We start from the raw sequence: 24,483 nt of genomic DNA, 5'->3' as shown, positions 1-24,483 counted from the left end.
ACTTGTACTTAATGCTTACCTTTCATCTAACGTCACATTTTTTCCTTTTTATTTACCTTTTACGGGTTTGTTCGGTTAGGTGCAAGATGTGAGTTGATGGACAAACTAGCATTAGTGACAGCTTTGATGTCTTCAATGCCAACTCCACCCAAACCATTATCTTCAACAAGAACACAGTCACCTTCCTTAATGACTTGAACAATAATGTTAACGGCTTTGACAACTCAAATGATGTCATCAATGGTCAGGGGGGTAATGACCGCATCGACGGCAGGAGTGACAACGACCTGCTGCGTGGTGGTGAGGGGAATGATATTCTCATTGGTGGTGAGGGGAATGATATTCTCATTGGTGGTGAGGGGAATAACATCCTCAACGGTGGTACTGGTAACGATCGCTTGGATGTTGACGGTTCAACAGGTGATAACCTCTTGGATGGGGGCGATGACAATGATTATCTCTCTGCCTCTCGCTACTACTACAACGAATACACCTTCTATAACGCTTCTGGCAATAACACCCTCAACGGTGGCGCTGGTGACGATACCTTAAATGTTAACTTATCAACAGGCGATAACCTGTTGAATGGGGGTGATGGCAATGATTCTCTTAGTGCCTATGCTTTCTACCGCGACAGCGATGTTGCTTCTGCAAATAACACCCTCAACGGTGGCGCTGGTAACGATACCTTAAATGTTGACTTATCAACAGGCGATAACCTCCTGAATGGAGGTGATGGTAATGATTATTTCTCTGCCTCTGGCGAGGTAAATAGATACGGCGACTATGTATCCTCAGGTAATAACACCCTAAACGGTGGCGCTGGTAACGATACCTTGAATATTGACATATCAATAGGCGATAATCTACTGGATGGGGGCGATGGCAATGATTATCTCTCTGCCTCTGGCGGAATCGGACTCTTGGGAAGGATCGATGGGTTTTTGGGCAATAGCACCCTCAACGGTAGCGCTGGTGACGATACCTTGAGTGTTGACTATTCAAAAGGCAATAACCTACTGGATGGGGGCGATGACAATGATTATCTCTCTGCTTCTAGCCGATCTAACAACTACGGTGTCGGTGATGGCGCTTCTGGCAACAACACCATCGATGGTGGTGCTGGTAACGATACCTTGAATGTTGACGCTTCTACAGGCAATAATTTACTTGATGGCGGCAATGGTAATGATTATCTCTTTGCCTCCGGCTACTTTGACGACTCATTAGGATACTATCGTACCACGTCAGGTAATAATACACTCAACGGTGGTGCTGGTAACGATACCTTGAATGTTGACAATTCAACAGGCAATAATTTACTTGATGGCGGCAATGGCAATGATTTCCTCTCTGCCTCTGGCGCGTCAGGCAATAACACCCTAAACGGTGGCGCTGGGAGTGATATCTTGACAGGTGGGAAAGGTAATGATGCCATCTATGGAGGGAATGGTGCTGATACCTTTCGTTTCAATAGTTACAATGAAGGCGTTGATAGTCTTTATGACTTCAACGCAAGTAATGAATATATTCAGGTATCGGCTGCTGGTTTTGGTGGCGGGTTATCACCAGGTTTTCTTCAGAAAAGTCAGTTTACCATCGGAACATCTGCAACCACTAGCGTTCAGCGATTTATCTATGATGACATTACAGGTGCATTGTACTTTGACCAAGATGGCAGTGCAGGTGCATTTACTCAGGTAAAATTTGCACAACTATTTTATCGATTGTCACTAACCGAAAACAATTTTTTGGTTGTTTAATCGTGATGAGTGCTTCATGATATCATGTTCAGTGAAAGACTTATCATTAAGACTGCAAGGGAGCAAGGCGCAGTTCTTGCTGGGGGAGAAAGAGTTTTCAGGCTTTTGCACAGATACGGGAATTATAACTAATTAGGCGGACATGATATGATTCCAGCCAGAGAAAAATAAGAAATTATGGAAATGCGAGATGCCTATAATAGCATCTCGCATTCAATTTATGAATGAAAATACTGTTAACAAACCAATCGATCTAGCAATTATACATTATACTAAATAGGAAATTTTTCTCATTTTCAGATGGGGAATACCAGCTTCTTGAAATATTTGTCCTTCTTCTACAAAGTCCAATTTTTGGTACAAAACTTTTATATACTCTTGGGCATGAATCACAACTTCTGGAATATTTTTCTTAGCGATAACCTCTAATGCTTTTATCATAATTTTTTTACCAATACCTTGTCCTCTAGCTGTAGATAAAACAGCAAGTCTTTCTATCTTGGCAGTTTTATCATCTAAATATCTAATTCTGGTGGTACCCACAGCTTTCTCATCTAAATAAGCAATCAAATGCTGAGATATTTCATCTTTGCCATCAAATTCTAAAGCGGGATCTACGCCTTGTTCTTCCTGAAAAACTGATTTTCTAATTGCTGCGATCGCTGGAAATTCTTCAGAGAAATCAGCAACTTTTATGACTAAATTACTCATCAAACTATGTCTGCGGTTAGTATATCAAAAAAGGTGGGGAAAAACCCACCTTTTCTATAGTTTAATCTGCACCTTCAATTGGTGCAAAACCTTGGCGCTGAATATTTTCTGTCACCGCGCGTGGTTCCAGGAATTGCAGGAGGTAATCAGGGCCGCCTGCTTTAGAACCTACTCCAGAAAGTTTGAATCCACCAAAGGGTTGCCGTCCAACGATCGCTCCTGTAATATTGCGGTTAATGTACAAATTCCCGACTTCAAATTCTGTCTGTGCCTGCTGAATATGCGAAGGTGTTCTAGAATAAAGTCCGCCAGTTAAGGCGTAGTTTGTTCCATTGGCAACTGCTAACGCTTCCTGGAAATCTTTCACCCGAATTACCGCCAGCACAGGGCCAAAAATTTCTTCCTGGGAAATTACCGCATTTGGCGATACTTCACTAAAGATGACTGGCCCGATAAAATATCCTTGTTCGGGTGCTGGTAATTCCAACGCCACTTCTGCTTCTGCCTTACCCTTCTCAATATACTCGCGGATGCGATCGCGGGCATTGGCATCAATTACCGGCCCAACTTGGGTACTCGGTAACTCTGCTTCCCCAATATTCAAGGATTTTGTCGCTTGCACCAACCGTTGCACAAAGGTATCATAAATCGGTTCCAGCACAATTACCCTGGAAGCGGCAGAACATTTTTGTCCACTGTAACCAAATGCCGACTGCACTACTCCCACAACTGCTTGGTCTAAATCAGCACTTTCATCAACAATGATGGCATTCTTACCACCCATTTCAGCAATTACCCGCTTCATATGCTTTTGTCCGGGTTTCAAAATCGCCGCATCTGCGTAAATTCTACAGCCTACTTCCTGAGAACCCGTAAAAGCAATCACATGAGTATCTGGATGATTTACCAAATAAGCGCCGACTTGCGAACCCTTGCCAGGTACGTATTGAAATACACCTTTGGGAAAACCAGCATCTACCAAGATTTCTGTGAGTTTGGCAGCAATTACAGAAGATGTTTCCGCAGGTTTGAGGAGAGTACAATTGCCTGAAACTAAAGCTGCAACAGTCATTCCACAAGCGATCGCTAGCGGGAAATTCCAAGGAGAAATCACTACAGCAATACCCCGTGGCTGGTAAATATAACGGTTAATTTCACCTGGAATGTCGTAATTAACACCTTCATCTAACCGTTCTATCTCGTCAGCGTAGTACCGACAGAAGTCTATTGCTTCCGAAACCTCTGCATCAGCTTCCTTAACTGGTTTCCCAACTTCCAAAACTATCCAAACTGAAAGTTCAGCGCGGCGGAGTTCCATCAAATCACCCGCTTTCCGCAAAATATCAGCGCGTTGTTTAGCTGGTGTTTTTCTCCACCCAGGAAATGCTGCTTTCGCAGCTTGCATCGCCTGTTGGGTCTGTTCAACGCTCATCAATCCAACTTTACCAACTACCTGACTGAAATTAGAAGGATTGAGAGAATCAATAAATTCTGACGTATTAACATACTCGCCATTAATCAGCGGTAAATAAGTTCTACCCAACTGTTGACGAATGCTTTGGAAAGCTTGTGCCGCTTTCGTTCTCACCTCTTCCTCAGCGTAATCGCTATCAGCAGCACCAAGGAAGGAAGAGGACACGCCGGAATTTTCATTTTTTGCATCTTTGACAATCGGCGGCGCTAATAACTCCTCAATCGGTCGATTTTCCATATTTTGCCGTAAAAAAGAACTATTAGCCGTATTTTCCAACAACCGACGAATTAAATACGCCATCCCAGGTAATAATTCACCGTAAGGACAGTAAACTCTCACCCGATAACCCCTGTCAACCAATGCCTTTGCTACCTTATCACCCATACCGTAGAGGACTTGCAATTCAAAGCGACGGCGAGGGACATTTAAACTTTCAGCTATGGCAATGGCGCGAGCGTGCGATCGCACATTATGGCTACCAATAGCAGAATACACATATTGATGATTTTCTAGCAATAACTGAGTGATCGTTTCAAAGTTAGCATCAGTTGCCGCTTTGTCGTTGTAAACTGGCTGTGGCCAATGCTTTTGGGCTGCTTTGATAGTTTCCTGATCCCAATATGCACCTTTCACCAAGCGGATTGTCAAGGGATAACCACGTTCTTTCAACCAAGAAATTAGGTCTTTGGTATCTTGTTCACTATCACGCAGATATGCTTGAATTGTTATGCCAATATCTGTGCGTTGCCGAAACTCTTCTTCTAATAACAGTTTTTTCAGGATGCTGAGAGTTATGTCTTTATAGGCATACTGTTCCATATCAAAATGCACAGCTGCGCCTAATTCTTGAGCACGACGTAAGAGAATACGAATGCGATCGCTAACTCGCTCCTCACTACCTTTAGCATCTAGAGGGTCAAATTGGGAATAAAACGCCGTTAACTTCACAGAAACCTGAACTTTTGGAATTGGTTCGCCATCAGCCTCATCAATAGCCGGGATAGCTGTCCAATTCTTCGATGCTTCCACCAATTGTTGGATTAATTCTAGATAGCGTTCTAGATAAGACTGCGCTTCGGCTTCGGTAATCACCGCTTCACCAAGTAAGTCGATGGTGAAAGCCATTTTCTCTTTTCGCAGTCGTTCAACTGTTTTGATGACTTGTTTAATATTTTCTCCAGAAATATATTTATGAGCAAGAGTTTCAACCGCTGTGCCAACAGTTGTAGCAGCAACTTGTCCTGGCATTGAGTCGGGGTTAGCAAAGTTTAGCATCCCCTTCAAAGCTGTCGGTAATTCTACAGACTCATCGCCAAGATATTCTTGTAAATGTGAGGCAATTTCTGATTTACTGTGTAAAGCAGGTAGCGTATCTATAAAGCGAAATAGTTGCACCCGTAACCCAGGATTGCTCATCGCCCAAGCTAGTAATTTATCATCCCAGCGCATTTGATCCCGCAGGGAAGAAAAAAACGAACGATTTTCCTGCGTTGCTGCTAGAAGTTGTTTAGCAATTTCTTGGGTTTTAGCTTCGTAGGTGCTTGTTTTTACTTGTAATACCACTGAGAATAAACTCCGTTAATCAAGGCAAGGCTTTTTGTACAAAGCCTGTGTCTTCTATTTTGACGCTTTCATTAAGCTGTCACCATATCTAGTAAACTGTGGCGTCAGTTCGCCTACCTTTAACAAGGGGATTTTCCCCAAGTCTGGTTAGTTGAGATGATAGCTGGATTTACGCGCCCGCTGTAGTAGTGGTTTTTGAAGTTGAAATTGAAGTCTGACAGCAAGAGAATTCTAAGCGGTGGCTTTCGACCATCAGAATTTTTGGGGACAGGGATAATTGGGCATCAGGAAGGATTTTCCCTTACCTCTTCTATAATTGCGTCTTCCACCTGTCGTTTTGACAGGATGTACTTATTTTTTCCAATACTAAGAATGGGTATACTCACTCTATACCTATAGAAAACTTTATGGATATTTTATTTTATAACTGGCAACACACACTCCAACCCTTTGGCGTTGACCAGGTAGCGGCTGAGAAAGCCTTTAATCGCTTGGTTGCAGCTTACTCTACCCCTGGTCGCTACTACCATACACTCAAACACATTGATCACGTCCTGGGCACAATTGAGATTTTGCAAGGCTACACCAACAACCTAGCTGCTGTTCAACTAGCTGCCTGGTTTCACGATGTAGTCTATGACACTCAAGCTCAAGATAATGAACAAAAAAGCGCAGACTATGCTTTTGAGTTGCTGAGTAATTTGGGTATTCCAGAAAGTACCATAACTACTGTCACACGTCTTATTCTAAATACTAAAGACCATCAAGCCGCGATGGATGACTATGATAGCCAAGTTCTACTTGATGCAGATTTAGCGATTTTGGCTACTAACCTAGTCCAATATCCAGAATACGCCCATGCCATTCGCCAGGAATATGGCTGGGTGGCAGAGGCAGATTATATCACAGGTCGTCGGCAGGTTTTAGAGCAATTTTTACAGCGATCGCGTATCTACTTTACGCCTTTAATGTCAGAGTTCGCCGAACGATCTGCGCGTGGCAATATCCAGGAAGAAATTCAATCTTTGGCTTCAGGATGTGGTTTTTGATAAAGACTGTGTAATCATCTGGCAAATTGTTCGTCATCTTGTAAGTGTGATGGTCGCGAAGCGAACCGCCTTCGGCATCGCAATCCATATCTTCAATTAAGACTTGCTTTCTTCTTATACCGTAATTGTTGGTAAAATTTGATTAAACTGTTAAATTGATTACATTTACAATACTTGTTTTAGTGATAATTTTAACTATTATTAGTTAGTTTGGCAACGTGATGAGCAGAGAGCTAGCTATAATTCTTTATTTCAAAGGATTTTTAGCTAATTTGTGATTGGATACATTTTAGTCCAACAAAATCAAATTTTATTAATCAATGTGCTTTTTTTACTTTATGTAAGACAGATAGCAGGCAATATAGACATTACGATCCACCAATATTACCAGATGAACTGAATAAAAAAACATTTATTTATGGTAAGCACTCATTACTACTGAAAAAGATGTTATCCAGCTAAAAGATAATTATAAATTTTAGTGTCATTGCTATAAAAAAGTTTATTGAATTTTGACATTCAAAACTTTAGTATAGCAATCAAAAATTCTAAAATAGAAACAACAAAAACGTCCAAGTTTTTATAAATTTACTATTACTATGACCCTTATACTTTCTCAAGCAGATTATTTAAAACTACTGGATCAAGCGGAGATAATTAATAATACTATCTTAGATAGTTTTGATATTACAAGAAAGTATCAATTCGGGGAAGGGTATTGGCGACATATTCAGCTACGAGATGGCATATCTTTAGACATTTCCAATTATCAGCAGCCCAAATCATTCATTTTAAAATGTCATGAGCGAAAGCATCCATTAGAATTTCTATTCTTTATTTTAGTAGAGAGCGAATTTAAAAACCTTGAGTTCAAGACAGGAGAATACTTTTTAAGTGGCAGTGGTATGGCATCTGAGTGCGCTGTATTCGAGCCATCAGCGCGGGTAGTAGAAGTAGCTATTCACATACATCCAAATGTGTTTTATAGCTTTGCAGAAAATACATCTGGTAAACTTCCTAAAGAATTACAACATTTAATTAGACGTTGGGATCAACCAACTTATGAACGCTATGGAACTCAAACTCCTGCAATGCTTTTAGCGGTGCAGCAAATTCTTCAATGTCCATATCAAGGCTTTACTAAACAAATTTATCTTGAAAGTAAGGTTTGGGAACTGGTAGCAATGGTAGTCGAGCAAGAAGTACAAATCAACCAAGGTTGCTTCCAGATTAATAAACTCAAGCCATCAGATATTGACCGCATCTACAATGTTAGGGAAATTCTTTTGAAACATTTAGACAACCCACCATCTCTTATTGAACTAGCACGACAAGTAGGTTTAAATGATTGCACAATGAAGCAAGGCTTTAAGCAGGTTTTTGGGACTACGGTGTTTGGCTATCTGCATCACTGTCGAATGGAACTAGCTTATAAGCTGCTTATTGAAAGAAATATGAATGTCACAGAAGTAGCCAGAATAGTAGGTTATGCTAGCTTACCTTCATTTAGTAATGCTTTTCGTAAGAAGTTTGGGGTGAGTCCTAAGTCCTGTCACAGATAAAAATTCCGGATGGAATAAAAAAAATTCCGGCTCGAATAAAACGCAAACACTGAAAAGTTATATATTTTTACAATGATTGGGTTGGTATAAATATATTTTTTACCAACCAAACTGGTAATATTATTTAAAAGCTATGGATTGAAAGGAAAATTATATTTAATTCTCAATTTTAATACCTAGTATTTACTAATTGGTGTGTGTAAAAATGTTTATCAGACTACCATATCCTGCTATTTGCTGGTTAATATCTGTTGTTTCTCTAACTTTAGCCAATCCAGCATATTCTGAACAACCGTTAATCAAAAAAACTTTAGTACGCTCAGGTGAAGTTTTCCAAGAAATTCAAACATTGAATCAGTTACAGTTTCCTAAAACTAATGCTTCATATTTATGGAGAGTACCCAGACAGAATAAATTTCCCGAACTTAGTCAAGCAACTACAGATGTGGTATTAGTTACGGATGTTCAGGTTAACTCTACTGATAAAGGGATAGAGTTAATTTTAGTTACAGCTAATTCTCTGAAATTACAAGTTATACCGAAAACAGAGGGTAATTCCTATATTGCAGATATCCCTAACGCCAAGTTGCAACTAATAAGTGGAGATTTTAGACAATCAAAGCCAGTAGCAGGAATTGGATTAATTACAGTTGCAAATTTAGACGCGAACACATTGCGAGTAACGGTGACTGGGGAGATGGGTGCGCCTGCGGTGGAGTTGTTTGATAGTACAAAAGAAGGTTTAGTTTTTGGAGTGACCCCTAGTACTTCTACTGCTCAACAGCCAACAACAACACCAGAAAAGCCCATTGAGTTAGAGGTGACTGCGCCACCAGATACAAATTATCGGATACCAGATGCAACTACTGCAACGAAAACAGATACACCATTGCGTGATGTTCCTGCTTCGGTTCAGGTGATTCCTCAGCAGGTTATCGAAGACCAACAACCGCGTAACTTAATTGGGATACTTAGAAATGCTGGCGTTGTCCAAAATAATTTTTCATCTCGAATTGCAGACACTTTTTCGATTCGAGGTTTTAGAGCCAGAAACGTTTATAGAAACGGTGTCAAAGACCGCTTTGCAGATGTTGCTGCTCTTTCAAGTTCGCTGACAAATATAGATAGAGTAGAAGTTGTTAGAGGGCCAAACTCTGTAATTTATGGTCAAGTCAATCCCGGTGGGATCATTAATATAGTTACTAAAAAGCCTTTGAGTCAGCCTTACTATGCCTTAGAGGTAAGGCGTGGTGGTTATGAACTTTTTGAACCCTCACTTGACGTTTCTAGTCCTTTAACAAAAGATGGCAGTCTGTCGTATCGTTTAAACACTTCTTACAGAACCACAGAAGACTTTACTGATTTTTATCATGAAAAGCGTTTTTTTGTTTCGCCTGTTGTTAATTGGCGTATCGGGAAAAATACAAATCTAACTTTTGATTCCGAATATGAAGACATACAACAGTCGCTAGGTACTGGTTTGGAGCAGATTGCTAGTGCAACTATACTTCCTAACCCGAATGGCAAAATCCCTATTAACCGTTATTTAGGGGAACCGACTGATTTCTATAACCGCCAGCTTCATAGATATAATTACAATCTAGAACATCGCTTTAACGATAACTGGTCTATTAGTAATTCATTTCAAGCTGCATTTTTAACCCTTGATTTACGTGAAACAGGTGTTACCAGTCTGCTGGAAGCAGACAACCGCACTGTCGAAAGAGATCTGACTACTTTTCCAAAGCCAACAGAGTATGAAGCTTATACTTTAGATACTCATGTTATTGGTGATTTTAACACTGGTAATATAAAACATAAACTTTTGGTGGGGTTTGACTTATTTAGACAAACCCGAAGAACTAGTGTACTTAGAACAGCTGCCGCCCCTCTTGATGTCTTTAACCCAGTGTATGGTCAACCACTAGGTGATACTCTTGGAGGAGTTGATGTCTTTTTCAGAGATGATGCTTTAGGCTTTTATCTTCAAGACCAAGTGACACTTGCCAATAACCTCAAACTACTTGTGGGTGGACGTTATGACTTAGTAGAGAATGAGTTTGCTAATCGGATTGCTTCAACCTCAAGTGTCCAGTCTGATTCTGCCTTTAGTCCAAGAGTAGGCATCGTTTATCAACCCATAGCGCCTGTCTCCCTCTACGCCAGCTACAGCCGCTCTTTTGAACAAGTAACGGGTGCAGATAAAAATGACAACCTTTTTAGACCACAGCTAGGTACTCAGTATGAAGTGGGCGTTAAGACTGATTTATTCGATAATAAACTCTCAGCGACACTTGCTTTATATCAACTGACACTAACTAACATTGTAACTACCGATCCTACCGATCCCGATTTTGATGTGCAAACAGGAGAACAAAGAAGTCGGGGAGTAGAACTGAGTGTCACCGGAGAGATTCTTCCCGGTTGGAATGTGATTGGCTTTTACGGTTATACAGACGCACGCGTTATCAAAGACAATGATATTCCAATCGGGAATCGAGTAGAAGGAGTATCAAAGCATGTCGCTAGTTTGTGGACAACTTACACCTTTGGTACTGGCTCTCTCAAAGGTTTTGGAGGTGGAATTGGCTTTAACTACGTTGGAGATCAAACGCCAGATAATTTGGATACATATACGATCCCAAGCTACTTTCTTACCGACGCAGCTCTGTACTATCGTCAGAATAACTTTAGCATTGGACTCAACTTGAATAACATATTTAATGTTCGATATTATGAAGCAAGCTTTGACTATCTCCAAAGAATTATTCCTGGTCGTCCGTATACAGCACAGTTGACAGTGAAGTGGGAATTTTAATGAGAACAACTCATTGGTTAACCAAGTGTTTTGTCCTATGCTTGCCCCTTTTAGGATTGCTTGCTGTGGTAGTGTGGCTAAACAGTTATTTCTTTTTTAATTATCCAAAAGTTAGCCATGAATTGAGTGTTTCTTCTTTAGGTCAGGTTCGAGTCGTTCAGCACTTAATGGGTAAGACAATAGTTCCTGCTCATCCTCAACGAGTTGTTATGCTTGGTGATTGTTTAGAAAATGCTTTGGCGTTGGGGATCAAACCTATAGCTGCCTCAAAGTTATTTGTCTCACAATTGCAGCGATTAGTAGGCCCGCTATCAGGTATTGAAGATGTAGATTGGTTCTCTCCTAGTATCGAAAAAGTCTTGTTTCTCAAACCAGACCTAATTCTTGGTATGCATTTTCATCAAGATATTTATCCACTGTTATCACAGATTGCGCCCACTGTTTTGGCTCCTCCTGGAACCACTGGAGCTTGGAAAGAATCTTTTGCTTTCACAGCCCGTGTTCTGGGTAAAACTAAAATAGCCCAACAGGTAATGGATAATTATTATGCACGTTTGACACAGTTTAAAGCAAAAATGGGCGATCGCCTGAACACAACTTTAGTCTCAGTTGCCGAATTGCGTACTGATGCACTTTGGCTGTGGGCGAAGGCAAGTTTTTCAGCAGTTATTCTTAAAGATGCGGGTGTTGCACGTCCTTACTCTCAAACTTTGGATAGTCAAGCAACCCTGAGTCTAGGGGGTGGCCCTGCTGCCTATGCTTTATCAGAGGAACTTTTGAGTGAGTTAGATGGGGATATTTTATTTCTAGTATCAGAAGACACACAGGGCAAAAGGGATTTATACCCAATACTTGAGCAACTCAAAGCAAAACCGTTGTGGTCAAAGTTGAAAGTCGTCCAACAGGAAAAAGTTCATGAGGTGGGGTTTTACTGGGTTCAGTTTGGCCCCCTTGCAGCCAATCGGATGATAGACGATTTGGAGCGATATTTAGTTAAACAGCAATAAACTATTTGAAAGTTTTTTAGGAGGGATTATGTTGAACTTGAGTGCAATTAGTAATGCAACTATGCAGTCAATTCCTTATAAATGGATTGTGTTTGAAAACTTGCTTGACACTTCAGTACAATCTGAACTAGCAAATAGTTTTCCGACTACAAACTATAAAGAATATCATGCTAGAGACTTTGAGTTAGAAGAATACCCGGAATATACATATGATGACTACAGGTTTTTTGGACGCTGCATTCTGGATGAAAGTAAGTACAAAGGTCTACAAAATATCAGCGATCTGAGTCTTAGTTGGCAAAAATTGATTGAAGAACTTCTCACTCCTGATTATCGAGAGGCAATGGAGCATCTGACTAATTTGAATTTGAAAAATCATTCACTAACAATTTATTTAACACGACATGATTTAGGATTCTGGAACCGTCCTCATACAGATATCCCCTATAAACACGTAACTCAACTTTTCTATTTCAATGAGGGATGGAACCCAGAGTGGGGAGGGTATTTTCAAGTTCTTAAAGATAATCAGACTACTTCTGTAGTTAAAGAAGTTCCACCCTTGCCGCAATATTCAGTTGCTATTGTACGTTGCGATCGCTCTTGGCACATGGTTTCTCCTATTTCCTTGAATGCAACTCAACACCGTTTGCATCTACAGACTTGCTTTTGGCTGCCAGAGTCTTAGGTTTTTGTTTAGCAAATTCTGAAGGGAATTTTGCTCAAATTGAGAGCATTCTAACTCAAAGCCGCCTGCCTTGTCATCCAAAAAGTTTTCCTCAATATCGAATCGCAGGCTGTATTCCCGAAACGTCTGGAGGGTAGGAGTTTTTTCACGCTTTGATGTACCACAGTTCTCTACTGATAGGATCACGGGTGAATACAACTCCTACAAGCCCATAAGGATTAGTTTTAGTGACTTTCACTGTTTGAAGTAATATCATGTCCGCCTAATTAGTTATAATTCACGCATCTGTGCAAAAACCAGGAAACCCTCTTTCCTCCAGCTAAGAGCCCCCTGCCCCCCTGCGGTCTTAATGATAAGTCTTTAACCGGACATGATATAACACAGTTTCACAATAGCCCAGGTAAAACTGTTTGATTTGACGCGGCGGCTTACCTCCACACCAAACCCATAAGTCATTTTTGCCCCGAATACGATAGTGCCAGAAAGCCCAAGCTTAGAAAATGAAACTTCAAGTTGGGAAAGTGAAACTTTCAGTAAACATTCACGATAGGCTGTATTCCATGCAATTGGAATCGGCAATAAACGAATTGCTTAACGTCTGCCATCACCACGATGAGGCACTTCAGGCACTTCAGTGTCTTGTAGCTTTATTTTCGGTGCAAACACTTCTTGATGTTGTTGTTGATGTTGTTGCTGCTGAATTTTTTCCTGTGCAAACTTTACACGGGTGCGAACTCCCAGATCGGCATCTGTATCGAGCATTTGCTGAAGTTGATTTGTAATCCGCGACGCTTGATCAGGTAAAGTGACTGCTATTGCAATGGCTAGTGTTTCTAAACTCGTCACTGCCGCATAGCGCACTACCCACTCTGGATCTTGAGAAATTAGTAGTAGTGCCTCTAATACCTGAGTTTGAACAGATTTTAGTTTCTCAGGCGGTACTTGATGCCAGCGTAAAGTGCCTAATCCCCTGGCAGCTGCCCGCCGCACACTCAGGGAAAAATCGTTTTTTGCTGCCTCGAACAAGGTATCCAGCGCCCGGACATCCCCAATTCCCGCTAAGGCACGAATAGCCCAGGCTCTAGCACCGTAATTGTAGTCATCAATTAGTTCCAATAATGGCTGCACTGCGACTTCCCCGATCGCAATTAGTCCATCTACCGCCGCCACCGCCGCCCCTGGATTGTTGTAGCCCAAAGCTGCAATCAGAGTGGGAACAGATTCTTCTATACCAGCGGCTGCTAACTCTTGAACTGCGTCTAATAAGCGATCCGAGGAGTCTGCTTCTTTCACAGCACGGATCAATATTTGGGCAAGGTCACTATTATTCATAATAATTTTTCATGGGTCATTAGTCGTCAGCCAATTGTAGCTTAAGTTATCCGTAGCTGACATCATACATAAACCCCCTAGCCCTAATTTTGCTGTTGGACTGGGGGTTTATGTGTGGAAAACATTAGGTTGAAACGTATTAATGACAACTCATTATCTATAACTTCCAGTAGAATTCAGAAGTCAAGAGTAAAACAGGCTTTATATATGACTTTGAAACCTAGCGGCTGTACTGTAGGACTACAACAGCGAGTCCATCAAATTCATCACTTTAATCGCACCTGCTGACAAAGTGCTTGTTGCTGTGTGGTTAACTTGATGTTCTAGTAATCCTTTAAGAGAAATTAGCTTCAGGCTATTTTCGGCAAGAGTCTGTGCGATCGCATCTGCTGCGGGTAAATATCCAATCGCTCCCAAATCTGCTAACACTGCTCGACGCAATTGCAATTTCTCTCCCGCCAGAGCTTGTACTAATCGTTCTCCATAAACTGGTTCTTGGGTTAATTGATACATGGCTCGTGCGGCAGCATATTGCACCAATTCGATTGGATGCTCTAAGAATGGCTTTACTAAAGGGATAAACTCAGTTGCTTTCAAACTTCCCAAGGCTTCTAAAATGGCGTCGTAGGGTTGAGATAAATCAGGCTGCTTTGATATGAGCTGCTCTCCCTGCAAACCTACTTTTAATCGCTTGATCAGGGCGGGAATACAAACCGGATCACTCAACATCTCTAAGGATTGTGCCGCTGCTTCCCGTACATAAAAATCTGAGCAGTCTAAACACCCAATCAAAGGTGATACTGCCTGGCGATCGCCTAGTTTCCCTAAGGCCCTAGCTGCATTCCGTCGCAGAGGATATCCGCCTCCTGGTGTCCTATCGGCTTCATCCTCTAAAGCTTTAATCAGCCCTGTAACCGCAGCTGCTTCACCTATGCGAAACCTACCCAACCACCAGGCAGCATAAAACCGCAGACCTAAATTTGCACTCTCAAGATTAGCGATCGCTTGCTCTACTGTTAAAGATTCACCGTTGGCAAAGTCACCTGTCGGTGATAAATCTTCAAATTTCTGCGGACTGGAATTCATTAGGAAGAAGGAGGATTGCTCTGTCCGCTATCTGTTTTAGCCTCAGCGTTCAATAGCTGAATGCTGACTATTTTGCCACCCAAGCGAGTAATCCGCTTCATTTCTTTATTCATCCGGTTCTCAGGTACTGTAAAAAACACAGTGGCACTAGAACGAATGGGATAGTTAGTTTTTTCGGTTTCTTCGCTTTGGCGCAGACCCACTACTTCATACCGAAAGTAGCGATTACTAGTTCTACTACTAATTTGTCCTAGCATAAAATCAATTCCAAATTTTAATTAAAATTCTAAATTGTCATTAGTCTATTGTCCTTAATAATCACCCTTCGCATGACGATCAAGGACTCGTTGGCATAGCCCAAGGTAGACAATAGCCTGCGCTATGCACGGCATCGTCTCCCAAACTCTTGGAAACGCTCCTTGGCGTTGGGAGAACACCGCACTGGCTCACCAATGACTAATAACTAATGACCATTGACAAATGACACTAAAGTGGTTTCACACTGGCTATTTTGCCACCTTGTTTTACCACTCTCTGGAAGTAACTAGATAGCTCTTCATATGGTAGAATTACAGCCTGATTGACACGGCGGGTGCTAGGATACCCAGCTCCAAAAACGCCTGCCACTTCAATGCGGTAAAGTCTGCCTTCTTTGCCAAAAGTTCCTGCACCACCGAAAGTACTATTGGGGGTAACGCCTTTTTCGGAAGCAACGTATGCAAAGCCTGAAGGACCACCGGAGGGAGGAACAACGACGGATGCACTATTGCGACCTAGTTCGCTGGCTAGGCGGGAGGACTTGCCTTTGAGTTGGGAGGTATCGCTACTGGCATAGCCGCGATAAAGTTGGAATATCCGGCTAAATCCTACAGTTTTCTGTCCTGTTTGGGTTTCAAACCCGCGATAGTAAGGCACAATATTTTCACCAAAGTTAGATTGATACTCTGGTGAATCAATGTAAGAATCAATGTCGGCTTCATATCCCTTGGTTTGATACAAGTCCAAGTGATAAACTACATCAGACTCATCATAAGGGGCACGACCCAACAAATGTTTATAGTTGAGTTCGATGACGCGAGTTTGGAAATTGTCGTAGAAAAACTTGGATTTGTACAGTTCTGATTTAGCTACTTGACGCACAAACTCTTGCACTGTATTTTTTCGATCACGCAGGATAGATTCAGCACTTGTTAGGCGATCAGATGCCAATATGTAGTTGTTGCCCAACACCTGACGATAGACGGCAGCAATTACTCTCTCAATGTCTTCTTTGGTTGCATTGGGACGCAATTCCACAGGAGACTGATCGCTAAAAGGTTCCGTTCCCAGACGGGAAGCGGCTGTTGTAATAGCCATTGATAATTTTCCTTTTGTAATTGGTAGTTGGGAAAAGTTAGGAGTTAGGGGTTAAGAGCAGGGGTAGAGTTAGGAATCTAAAACTCATAACTTCTAACTTCTCACTCATAACTCCTCATTCCCAGTTCCTAACTCCTCACTTAATTCCCGATTCCCTATTTATACGGCTGTAATGCTAATCACTTTACTGCCCTTGCGATTCAACTGCTGCAATTTACTAGAAAGTTGTTCGTAAGGGACGATCAATTCCGCAGTACCCCGCCGCACGACAGCTGAGTTTGGGGAAGCTGCTTGTAGCACTCTGATGCGGTATGTTTCCCCGCGACCACCTGTAGAGAGGCCTGTTAAAGCTCCGGCTGAGACTGGATAAATGGGTGAAGCCAGATTCTTAGCCACTTCCCAGGTTAGCCGTCCTTGTTTTTGTCCTTGAGCGCGATCGCTATTGGCATAACCCCGATACAGTTGGAACAGTCGGCTATATCCCACATTTTTCTGTCCTACTTGACTTTTAAAGCCTCGATAGTAGGGCACAATATTTTCACCAAAGTTCTCTTGATATTCTAATGAGTCAATGTAGGAATTAATCTCAGCTTCATAACCTTGTGAGTTGTAAAGCTCAACATGGTACGAAATTTCTGACTCATCTTCTGGGGCACGCCCCAATAAATGCTTATAATTCAACTCGATAAACCGAGTTTGGGAGTTGGAGTGGAAAAACTTATCCCGATACAGTTCCGATTGAGCAATAGCTAGCACAAATCCCCTAACTGAGATTTCACCTTGCTGCAACAGTGATTCCGCACTCTCCAGACCTTCTCCTTCTAATAGATATGCATTACCCAAAACCTGACGGTAAGCCGCTCGGATAACCACTGCCACATCCGCTTCTGTTCTATCCGGACGTAGTTCTACCAGTGATGAGTTTTCAAATGGTCTAATTCCTAGTCTTGCTGCTTGTCCCAAAGCTGCCATCTTTAACCTCCTCAGTTTTAACTGCAAAACTGAAAACTTTTTAGAAAAATTTTTTCTAGTTTTTTAACAGTCTTTTGAAAATAAAACTGCCCGGAGAGGTAAACAACTCATAAAACTTACTTGTCATAAGAGCTGATTTCCTCTCCGGGCTAAAGAAACACTCTAGCTTAGAGTATTGATTACATAGTCGATGTAGGAATTTGCTTCAACACCTGGATCGCCGCTTAAACCGTGGTTAGCTTTGATGTACTTGAGAGCTTCAATGTACCAGCTAGGAGACAGTTCAAAAGTGCGGTTGATTTCAGCCAAGCCAGAAATCAAGAAATCATCCAAGGGGCCTGTACCACCAACAACTAAAGCGTATGTGATAATCCGCAAGTAGTAGCCGATATCACGTACACACTTGCTTTTGCCGCGTGCATCAGCCGCGAAGTTGGGGCCTTGTTGTTGAGTGGTGTAAGGGTACTTGTTATACACCGCTTGCGCTGCACCTTCGGTCAAGCGTTGGGCATTACCGCTCAATGCTTTTGCTGCTTGTAAGCTAGCTGGCGCTTGGCGGAAGCGACCAAAAGCAACTTGAATTTCAGTGCTGCTGAGATAGCGACCTTGAGAATCAGCCGAGGCAATTGCTTCAGTTAGAGGCGTTTTTGACATTTTGCTATTTCCCTTTCACAAACTTTATGGTTGAAATTTTGTTTTGTCCTATGGACAGACAATTATTCAGTCAACATCAGCAATGCTTGGCTTAAGCCACAGCAGCAGCAGCACGATCAAAATAGCTAGCTATTTCAGATGACAGAGCGCTGCAATCTCCTCTGGTGATGTTATTTGGATCGTTGACAATGGCAAGGGAAGCTTGTTTCAGCTTCTGAATACCAACAGCAACTGACCCTCCTGGAGTTCCCAATGCTAAATAGGTTTCCCGCAATCCATTCAGGGCACGGTCATCTAGTACGCTTGAATCGCCAGCGAAGATAGCATAGGTGATATAGCGAAGAATGATGTCCAAATCTCTGATGCAAGCAGCGGCGCGACGGCTGGTGTAAGCATTACCACCAGGAGTGATCAATTGGGGTTGTTCTGCCCACAAATCACGAGCCGCAGCAGCAACAAGAGCAGACGCATTGCTGGTAATACGGTTAACAGCATCTGTACGCTTGTTACCATCTTTGACTAGTTCGCTCAAAGCATCCAATTGTGCATCGGAGAGATATTCCCCACGTGTATCAGCTTGGGAAACTACTTTTGCAAATGCATCTAAAACCATTGCCTTAAATCTCCTAATTTGCTTAGCTAAGAATAATTTGGACTCAAAACTGAATGGTTCAGTTTCTTTTTGATGTCAGCACTGCCTGACGAGTTACGACAAGGTTTAAAACAGACATCCAAGAAATAAGTTTACGATCTCCAGGCTTTCAGATTAAAACTTTTGTTAAAAAACTTCATACTTCTGTGAATGACTGCAAAACCTGATTAAGATGTTGTTTTTTACTTCCAAGTTCTCTTTATACAATGCTGCTGCATCATTATTTATTACAAATTATTATTATGTTTGTTAATTTAATTTACATAAATTAACATTTATCTCTCTTTTATTCTGTATCAAAAGTTAGTACAACACCGTAGAAATAACTATGGGACTTCTAAGTAAAAAAATATCCAATTAACTCTTGTGGGGTAAGCGTCTGGCCTGTCCTATGAACTGCGCGGGCAAGATGCCATAGGTGTCAAGTTAAGAAAAGTACAATCTTGTCAAGAGGATATACTCAATGCTTAAATTCAACACAAGGGTGTTGAAAAAACCATGAGTAAGCCACGGAAAAAAGCAGGAAATCCAGACTTTCGTCACCGAGTCACAGTGCCAGCGCCAACAAGCGAAGAAATAGAATCGCGGTTAATAGCGTTAGTAAGTCCGGGAACATTTGCATTGGTGTCAACTTAAGGTAAAAGCCAGTTTAGAACAAGCTTTTAGAGATTGCCTCGAAAAGAAGTCTTTGACTCTTAATGCCTAATGGGAGGCAAAGCCTCCCTTACTTGCGGCAGCAGCCCAATGAGGAGGATTTCCAGCCTCTGGCTCTTAACGAGGTTTTAAAGGGGTTTTGGCTTAAGTTGACACCAATGGACCGCGCTAACTGACTACAAACCTTTAATTATTCACGCCCACTTACTAATTCCTGCCAAAGACACTGCCAAGGGCACGCGCCATATTTTGCGGTTGCATTGCATCCATTGCAGCGGTAGGTTCGTAGCCGCAGTGAACCATACAATCGGCACACTTGGGATTGCCACTAGCACGGCCGTATTGACTCCAGTCAGTTTGTGCCAGTAATTCCTTGAAGGTAGAGTAATAACCTTCGTTCAGCAGATAGCAAGGTTTTTGCCAACCGAGAACGCTATAACTAGGGCTGCCCCAAGGCGTGCATTCGTAGTCCTTCTCACCAGTGAGAAAATCTAAGAACAGTGGATTGTGATTGAAGTTCCAGTTTTTTTCACCAGCTTTCAGGGGAGACAGAATTTCCCGGAAGAGGGCGCGGGTTTGTTCTCGGTGGAGAAAATGATCTTGATCTGGTGCCCACTCGTAACTGTAGCCGGGAGAAATCATCATCCCGTCAGTATTTAGTGTTTCCAGAAAGTCGAAGAACTCTTGCATATCTTTGGGTTGAGTACCCTCAAAGATAGTCGTGTTAGTAGTGACACGAAAGCCTTTAGCTTTAGCGGCGCGAATAGCTTTGACAGCAATATCAAAAACACCTTTGCGATCGACACACTGATCATGCAACTCCCGCATCCCATCTAAATGAACGCTAAAAGTCAGGTAAGGGGAAGGTTGAAACTTATCCAGGCTCTTTTCTAATAACAAACCATTGGTACATAAGTAAATATATTTCTTGCGCTCAATTAATCCCCGAACAATCTGATCAATCTGGGGATGCAGCAAAGGTTCTCCCCCAGGAATTGAGACAACCGGTGCGCCGCACTCTTCCACTGCGGTAAAGCATTGTTCTGGGGTGAGATTTTGCTTTAAAATTTCCTTTGGATGTTGAATTTTACCACAACCAGTACAGGCTAGATTACACCGAAAAAGAGGTTCCAACATCAATACTAAGGGGAAGCGTTTACGTCCTAAAAGACGTTGAGTCACAAGATACTTTCCAATATCTATAGCTTGTTGTAGATTAACTGCCATTCTATTACTCCTCTGTTGATCAAAACACCACGTTTTTAGCCCCAAGATTTATCTGTGGGGGTCTTTAATTTTGAATTTTGAATTTTGAATTCCCCAGAGGGGTTGACATACCCCTGAGTAACAAACCAATCCACAGCATCTTTGAGTGCCGCCTTCAGCGAAGATTGGGGTAGACCCAACTCTCGTACAGCCTTGGCGGCATCATAATACATAGGTTGTTTTGCCATCCGAACGCCATCCAATGGCACTGAGGGCAATTTCCCCAAGGGTGCAAGAATCTTTTCATCAATCCAGGCAACACTAAGAGGTAACCAAGCGGGTACAGTTCGTTGAGGTGCCCTTAGACCTGTGATATCGGCCAGTTGTTCTAGCAGTTGCTTTAGACTTAGATTTTGGTGACCTAAGATATAGCGATCGCCTGATTTACCCCGCTGCAAGGCCAGTAAATGCCCCCATGCCACATCCCGGACATCGATAAAATTTAGACCAGTATCCAAGTAAAAGGGCATTTGCCGTCGTAAAAACCGCAATATTATATCACCCGTAGGGGTAGGTTTGATATCCAAGGAGCCAATCGGGCTGCTGGGATTGACAATAACTACCTCCTGACCCGTAGCAACGGCTTGAATGGCTTCTTGTTCAGCCAGAAACTTAGACTTTTTATAGTCACCCACCAACTTTTCTAAGGGACTCTGATGTGTTTCATCGACGACTTGACCAGATGATCCTACCCCAATTGCTGCCACTGAACTCGTGTAGACGGTGCGCTCAATGTTAGCCTTGCGAGCTGCTGCTAACACATTGCGCGTACCCAGGACATTGTGACGGTGCAGTAACTCCCGATCTGCTTGCCACAGCGAATAATGGGCTGCCACATGAAATAGGTATTGACAACCTTCCATCTGTTGCCAGAGATTTGGTGAATTCAAATCGCCTTTGACAATTTCCACCTCCAAACCGCGTAGATTCTCTAGGTTGCTGCTTGAGCGTACCAGCGCTTTGACTGTGTAACCCTGTTGCAGCAACAACCGTACCAAGTGGGCACCAATAAAACCCGTACCCCCCGTGACAAAAACCTGCATCAATTTGTCCCCCTCTTCTTAAACCGAGGAAACCAATCATCCAATATGGTGTAAACTACCGGCACAACAATCAAACTGAGGATAGTCGAAGTCACCAGTCCACCAGCGATCGCTACAGCCATAGGCGATCGCAATTCGGAACCAGCACCCAAACCTAAGGCGATCGGTAGCATCCCTAAAATAGTGGAGGCAGTGGTCATCATAATTGGTCTGAGGCGCACTATTCCGGTCTTAAGGATCGCCTCGGTGCGCTCTAAGCCAGCACTGCGTAACTGGTTGATATAATCTACAAGCAAAATAGCATTTTTATTGGCTAGCCCCAGCAAAAAGACGAAGCCGATCAGTGAGATCATGCCAAAATCGCTCTTGGTGATTAGTAGCGCCAACATTGCCCCCACCAGTGCCAAGGGCAAAGAGACACCAATCACCAGAGGGTCTACCCAGCTTTTGAACAGCAAAATTAATACCATAACAATACACAGGGCAGATAGAGCCAAAGTACTGCCGAAACTGCTAAAAACCTCACCTTGGCTAGCAGAGTCTCCTCCTAAATTTAAGGAAACATTAGAGGGTAACACCGCCTTAGCTTCAGCTACCACTTTGTCAGTAGCATCGCCCAAGGATAGATCCTTGCCAAGATTAGCACTGACATAGGCCACCCGCTGATTATTCAGACGCTCGATCTGAAAAACCGTGCCCTGTGGATTCGTTTCACCTGTAACTGTGATATCGGCAAATCCCGGTAGTCTCTGAATCCTCTGTTTAATCGCTTTGACTGCTTTGCTCAGAGCTTGGAGATTATCACCTTGTAATGCTATTTGCAGGGGTTTTTGACCACCGGAATCAACAAATTGAATATCTTCAACACTGGTAGTTACCCCAGAAAGAGCAGGTAAGGAGGAGCGCAATTGGTCTTGTAGTTCCGCAGTTGTGATTTTGCGGTCTTTCTTGAGCTTCACATACAGTATGCCTTTGTTCGGCTCACCTTCACGAGAACCAACAGTGGTAAATACCGTTTCAACTGTCGGTGATTTTCTCACAACCTCTTCTAGTTTCTTAGCAACCTTAAGAGAATCGGTCAAAGGATTGGGAATGGGAAATTGGGCATTGGGCACTGGGGACTGGGATGAGAGGGATGAGGGAGTTAATTTTTCTCCCCCTGCTCCCCCTGCTCCTCCTGCTCCCTTACTTGCCAAATCAGGGATACTCGACAAAGGAGCCGTATAAGCAATATTAAATTCGCCGCGATCAAGTTTGGGAATAAACCCTTTAGGAATTAGTGGAATCATCACTATACCGGCAATGAAGCTGAGTACAGCTAACCCGATAACTATCTTGCGGTGACTCAAAGACCAACTCAGCAAGTTTCTGTAAGATTGGCTAAAGGCCACCCAGATTTTTGCTTCCCGACGCGGGGAGAGCGAGGATTTAGGTTTGAGCCAATAGATAGCTAGAACTGGAGATAAAGTCCGAGCAACTAGCATAGAAGCAAGCATCGCCGCTGAAACGGTGATCCCAAAAGGCTTAAAGAACTGACCGATTACCCCACCCATCAAACCTATGGGTAGAAAAACTGCTACTGCTGTCAAAGTGGCGGCGGTGACTGTCAACCCAATCTCATTTGTAGCTAAAAGCGCCGCTTGGCGAGGAGTTTCCCCATCTTCAACGTGTCGCATGATGTTTTCCACATCTACGATCGCATCATCAACAATACTACCAATCACCAAAGCTAAAGCCAGCAAAGTGATTGTCTCCAGGTTAAAGCCGAAAATCGCCATGACGATAAACGTCGCCAACAAAGATGTCGGAATCGCCAAGGCAGAGATCAGAGTTGCCCGCCAATTCCACAAAAAAGGAAAAATTACTACGATAGACAAGACGACTGCTTCCAGCAAAGCATCAATTGTTGACTGGGTGGCTTGGCGGATATATTCTGCTTGGGTGGCAGCTAAAGTGAGTTTGACATCCTTGAGGGTAGAGCGTAGCCTTTGAACTTCTTTCTCAACTCGACTCACTACTTCCAAGGTGTTAGCGCTACCGCGTTTAATTACCTGAAATGCGAGTGCATCTTCACCGTTAAACCGCACTAATGTCGCTCCGGTTTGGGTAAGAGTAGCTGCACTCGCATTCGCTGGATTTAGCAAAGGAGTTGTAGTAGCAGCACCTAGTAGTGAGACTTTCAGGACTCCTGGTAGTTTAGCGATCGCACTGACAATCTCATCTTGCGCTAACTTCGTCAAATCTTTGAGATTCCGCGTCGGACTCTCTATGGCATAGCTAATGGCGGCTGACTCGTTTAGATTCAGGGGAATAATTTTGTCAGTTGCTCCCTGAGGCAAAGTCAACTGCTTGAGGGCAGTTTCAACCTTTTTGGTTGATGTTTCTAAATTCGTCCCAACGGCAAAAGAAAGACTAACAGCAGTTTGACCAGGATAGGTGGATGAGCGGATATTCTCCAGTCCTTCTAGAGAGTGGAGGCGTTCTTCCAAGGGTTTGGTGAGCTTGGCTTCTGTATCCAGAGCAGTTTTTACGGGGGCTGTAGCATTTACAACTACCACTGGAAAGGTAATATCTGGAAACAAGGCATACTTAAGGGAGCTGAAAGCCAGAACACCAGCTACCGTCACGGCAATCCAAAAACTCAGCGTCAGCCACGAAAATTGAATCGCCAATTTGGAAATATTGAAGAGTTCTCGTGCGGATTTTGAGTTATGAAACTTTACCATCTTGGAAAATTATCGTGTGGGTGACACAATTATTTAGTCATGCTACAGCAATCACCTTCGGTTTGCGAGTTTTGGTTACTACTAAACGGCAATATTACTTATTGTGA

20 protein-coding genes and 1 pseudogene are annotated in these 24,483 nt (G+C 42.7%); 8 read left to right on the top strand and 13 right to left on the bottom strand.

All coding sequences use genetic code 11. The features are described 5' to 3' along the window. The first annotated feature begins 194 nt into the window (after nucleotides 1-194). Nucleotides 195-1,763 (top strand): calcium-binding protein, encoded by a 1,569-nt coding sequence (locus V7L29_RS10510; RefSeq protein ID WP_334735405.1) that lies wholly within the window; start codon nucleotides 195-197, stop codon nucleotides 1,761-1,763. A 267-nt stretch (nucleotides 1,764-2,030) separates the two neighbouring features. Here V7L29_RS10510 and V7L29_RS10505 read toward each other — a convergent pair whose 3' ends face one another. Beyond that, a complete protein-coding gene (locus tag V7L29_RS10505; protein ID WP_334735404.1) occupies nucleotides 2,031-2,474 on the bottom strand; it encodes a GNAT family N-acetyltransferase in 444 nt (147 codons plus the stop codon). Between the two features lie 61 nt (nucleotides 2,475-2,535). Continuing rightward, complete coding sequence (pruA, locus tag V7L29_RS10500; protein ID WP_334735403.1) at nucleotides 2,536-5,511, bottom strand: L-glutamate gamma-semialdehyde dehydrogenase; 2,976 nt, start codon at nucleotides 5,509-5,511, stop codon at nucleotides 2,536-2,538. A 407-nt stretch (nucleotides 5,512-5,918) separates the two neighbouring features. On the opposite strand from pruA, the gene V7L29_RS10495 reads away from it, so the two are divergent. The 5 genes from V7L29_RS10495 to V7L29_RS10475 all read left to right on the top strand — a co-directional run bounded on the left by V7L29_RS10495 (nucleotide 5,919) and on the right by V7L29_RS10475 (nucleotide 12,635). Beyond that, the gene (locus V7L29_RS10495; protein ID WP_442944170.1) at nucleotides 5,919-6,560 is read left to right on the top strand and encodes an HD domain-containing protein; all 642 of its coding nucleotides are present in this window, start codon (nucleotides 5,919-5,921) and stop codon (nucleotides 6,558-6,560) included. A 599-nt stretch (nucleotides 6,561-7,159) separates the two neighbouring features. Beyond that, nucleotides 7,160-8,122, top strand: coding sequence for a helix-turn-helix domain-containing protein (locus tag V7L29_RS10490; RefSeq protein WP_334735402.1), 963 nt, complete (start codon nucleotides 7,160-7,162; stop codon nucleotides 8,120-8,122). A 205-nt stretch (nucleotides 8,123-8,327) separates the two neighbouring features. Then, the gene (locus V7L29_RS10485; RefSeq protein WP_334735401.1) at nucleotides 8,328-10,940 is read left to right on the top strand and encodes a TonB-dependent siderophore receptor; all 2,613 of its coding nucleotides are present in this window, start codon (nucleotides 8,328-8,330) and stop codon (nucleotides 10,938-10,940) included. After that, the gene (locus tag V7L29_RS10480) at nucleotides 10,940-11,947 is read left to right on the top strand and encodes an iron-siderophore ABC transporter substrate-binding protein (protein WP_334735400.1); all 1,008 of its coding nucleotides are present in this window, start codon (nucleotides 10,940-10,942) and stop codon (nucleotides 11,945-11,947) included. The genes V7L29_RS10485 and V7L29_RS10480 overlap by 1 nt, the downstream gene beginning before the upstream one ends. Nucleotides 11,948-11,975: 28 nt before the next feature. After that, entirely contained in the window at nucleotides 11,976-12,635 is a 660-nt protein-coding gene (locus tag V7L29_RS10475; RefSeq protein WP_334735399.1) for a hypothetical protein, read from the top strand. Between the two features lie 360 nt (nucleotides 12,636-12,995). On the opposite strand, the gene V7L29_RS10470 is transcribed toward V7L29_RS10475, so the two are convergent. The 8 genes and pseudogenes from V7L29_RS10470 to V7L29_RS10435 form a co-directional block, all read right to left on the bottom strand. After that, nucleotides 12,996-13,214, bottom strand: coding sequence for a hypothetical protein (locus tag V7L29_RS10470; RefSeq protein ID WP_334735398.1), 219 nt, complete (start codon nucleotides 13,212-13,214; stop codon nucleotides 12,996-12,998). Between the two features lie 12 nt (nucleotides 13,215-13,226). After that, the gene (locus V7L29_RS10465; protein ID WP_334735397.1) at nucleotides 13,227-13,967 is read right to left on the bottom strand and encodes a HEAT repeat domain-containing protein; all 741 of its coding nucleotides are present in this window, start codon (nucleotides 13,965-13,967) and stop codon (nucleotides 13,227-13,229) included. Between the two features lie 240 nt (nucleotides 13,968-14,207). Next, entirely contained in the window at nucleotides 14,208-15,053 is an 846-nt protein-coding gene (locus tag V7L29_RS10460; RefSeq protein WP_334735396.1) for a HEAT repeat domain-containing protein, read from the bottom strand. A gap of 44 nt (nucleotides 15,054-15,097) precedes the next feature. Then, a pseudogene (locus tag V7L29_RS10455) lies at nucleotides 15,098-15,310 on the bottom strand (phycobilisome linker polypeptide); the annotation flags it as partial. Nucleotides 15,311-15,539: 229 nt separating this feature from the next. Then, the gene (locus V7L29_RS10450) at nucleotides 15,540-16,409 is read right to left on the bottom strand and encodes a phycobilisome linker polypeptide (protein ID WP_334735395.1); all 870 of its coding nucleotides are present in this window, start codon (nucleotides 16,407-16,409) and stop codon (nucleotides 15,540-15,542) included. A gap of 159 nt (nucleotides 16,410-16,568) precedes the next feature. Then, nucleotides 16,569-17,381: a phycobilisome linker polypeptide gene (locus V7L29_RS10445; RefSeq protein ID WP_334689145.1), complete on the bottom strand. Its 813-nt coding sequence runs from the start codon at nucleotides 17,379-17,381 to the stop codon at nucleotides 16,569-16,571. A 162-nt stretch (nucleotides 17,382-17,543) separates the two neighbouring features. Further along, on the bottom strand, nucleotides 17,544-18,035 hold the full coding sequence (gene cpcA / locus V7L29_RS10440) for a phycocyanin subunit alpha (protein WP_334689146.1): 492 nt from the start codon (nucleotides 18,033-18,035) through the stop codon (nucleotides 17,544-17,546). A gap of 91 nt (nucleotides 18,036-18,126) precedes the next feature. Further along, nucleotides 18,127-18,648 carry a phycocyanin subunit beta gene (locus V7L29_RS10435; RefSeq protein WP_334689147.1) on the bottom strand — a complete coding sequence of 174 codons (522 nt, stop codon included), beginning with the start codon at nucleotides 18,646-18,648 and terminating at the stop codon, nucleotides 18,127-18,129. Between the two features lie 537 nt (nucleotides 18,649-19,185). On the opposite strand from V7L29_RS10435, the gene V7L29_RS10430 reads away from it, so the two are divergent. Continuing rightward, entirely contained in the window at nucleotides 19,186-19,323 is a 138-nt protein-coding gene (locus tag V7L29_RS10430) for a hypothetical protein (RefSeq protein WP_334689148.1), read from the top strand. A 225-nt stretch (nucleotides 19,324-19,548) separates the two neighbouring features. Here V7L29_RS10430 and hpnH read toward each other — a convergent pair whose 3' ends face one another. The 3 genes from hpnH to V7L29_RS10415 are packed head-to-tail and all read right to left on the bottom strand — an operon-like array spanning nucleotide 19,549 to nucleotide 24,376. Then, a complete protein-coding gene (gene hpnH / locus V7L29_RS10425) occupies nucleotides 19,549-20,568 on the bottom strand; it encodes an adenosyl-hopene transferase HpnH (protein WP_334735394.1) in 1,020 nt (339 codons plus the stop codon). A 35-nt stretch (nucleotides 20,569-20,603) separates the two neighbouring features. Continuing rightward, nucleotides 20,604-21,650: a hopanoid-associated sugar epimerase gene (hpnA, locus tag V7L29_RS10420; RefSeq protein ID WP_334689150.1), complete on the bottom strand. Its 1,047-nt coding sequence runs from the start codon at nucleotides 21,648-21,650 to the stop codon at nucleotides 20,604-20,606. Beyond that, on the bottom strand, nucleotides 21,650-24,376 hold the full coding sequence (locus tag V7L29_RS10415; RefSeq protein WP_334735393.1) for an efflux RND transporter permease subunit: 2,727 nt from the start codon (nucleotides 24,374-24,376) through the stop codon (nucleotides 21,650-21,652). The genes hpnA and V7L29_RS10415 overlap by 1 nt, the downstream gene beginning before the upstream one ends. Here V7L29_RS10415 and V7L29_RS10410 point away from each other — a divergent pair. Next, a complete protein-coding gene (locus V7L29_RS10410; RefSeq protein WP_334689181.1) occupies nucleotides 24,346-24,483 on the top strand; it encodes a hypothetical protein in 138 nt (45 codons plus the stop codon). The two genes, V7L29_RS10415 and V7L29_RS10410, sit on opposite strands and share 31 nt — an antisense overlap.

The sequence above is a fragment of the Nostoc sp. genome (assembly GCF_036916575.1).
GTDB lineage: Bacteria > Cyanobacteriota > Cyanobacteriia > Cyanobacteriales > Nostocaceae > Nostoc.
This window is presented reverse-complemented; position numbering and strand designations above follow the sequence as displayed.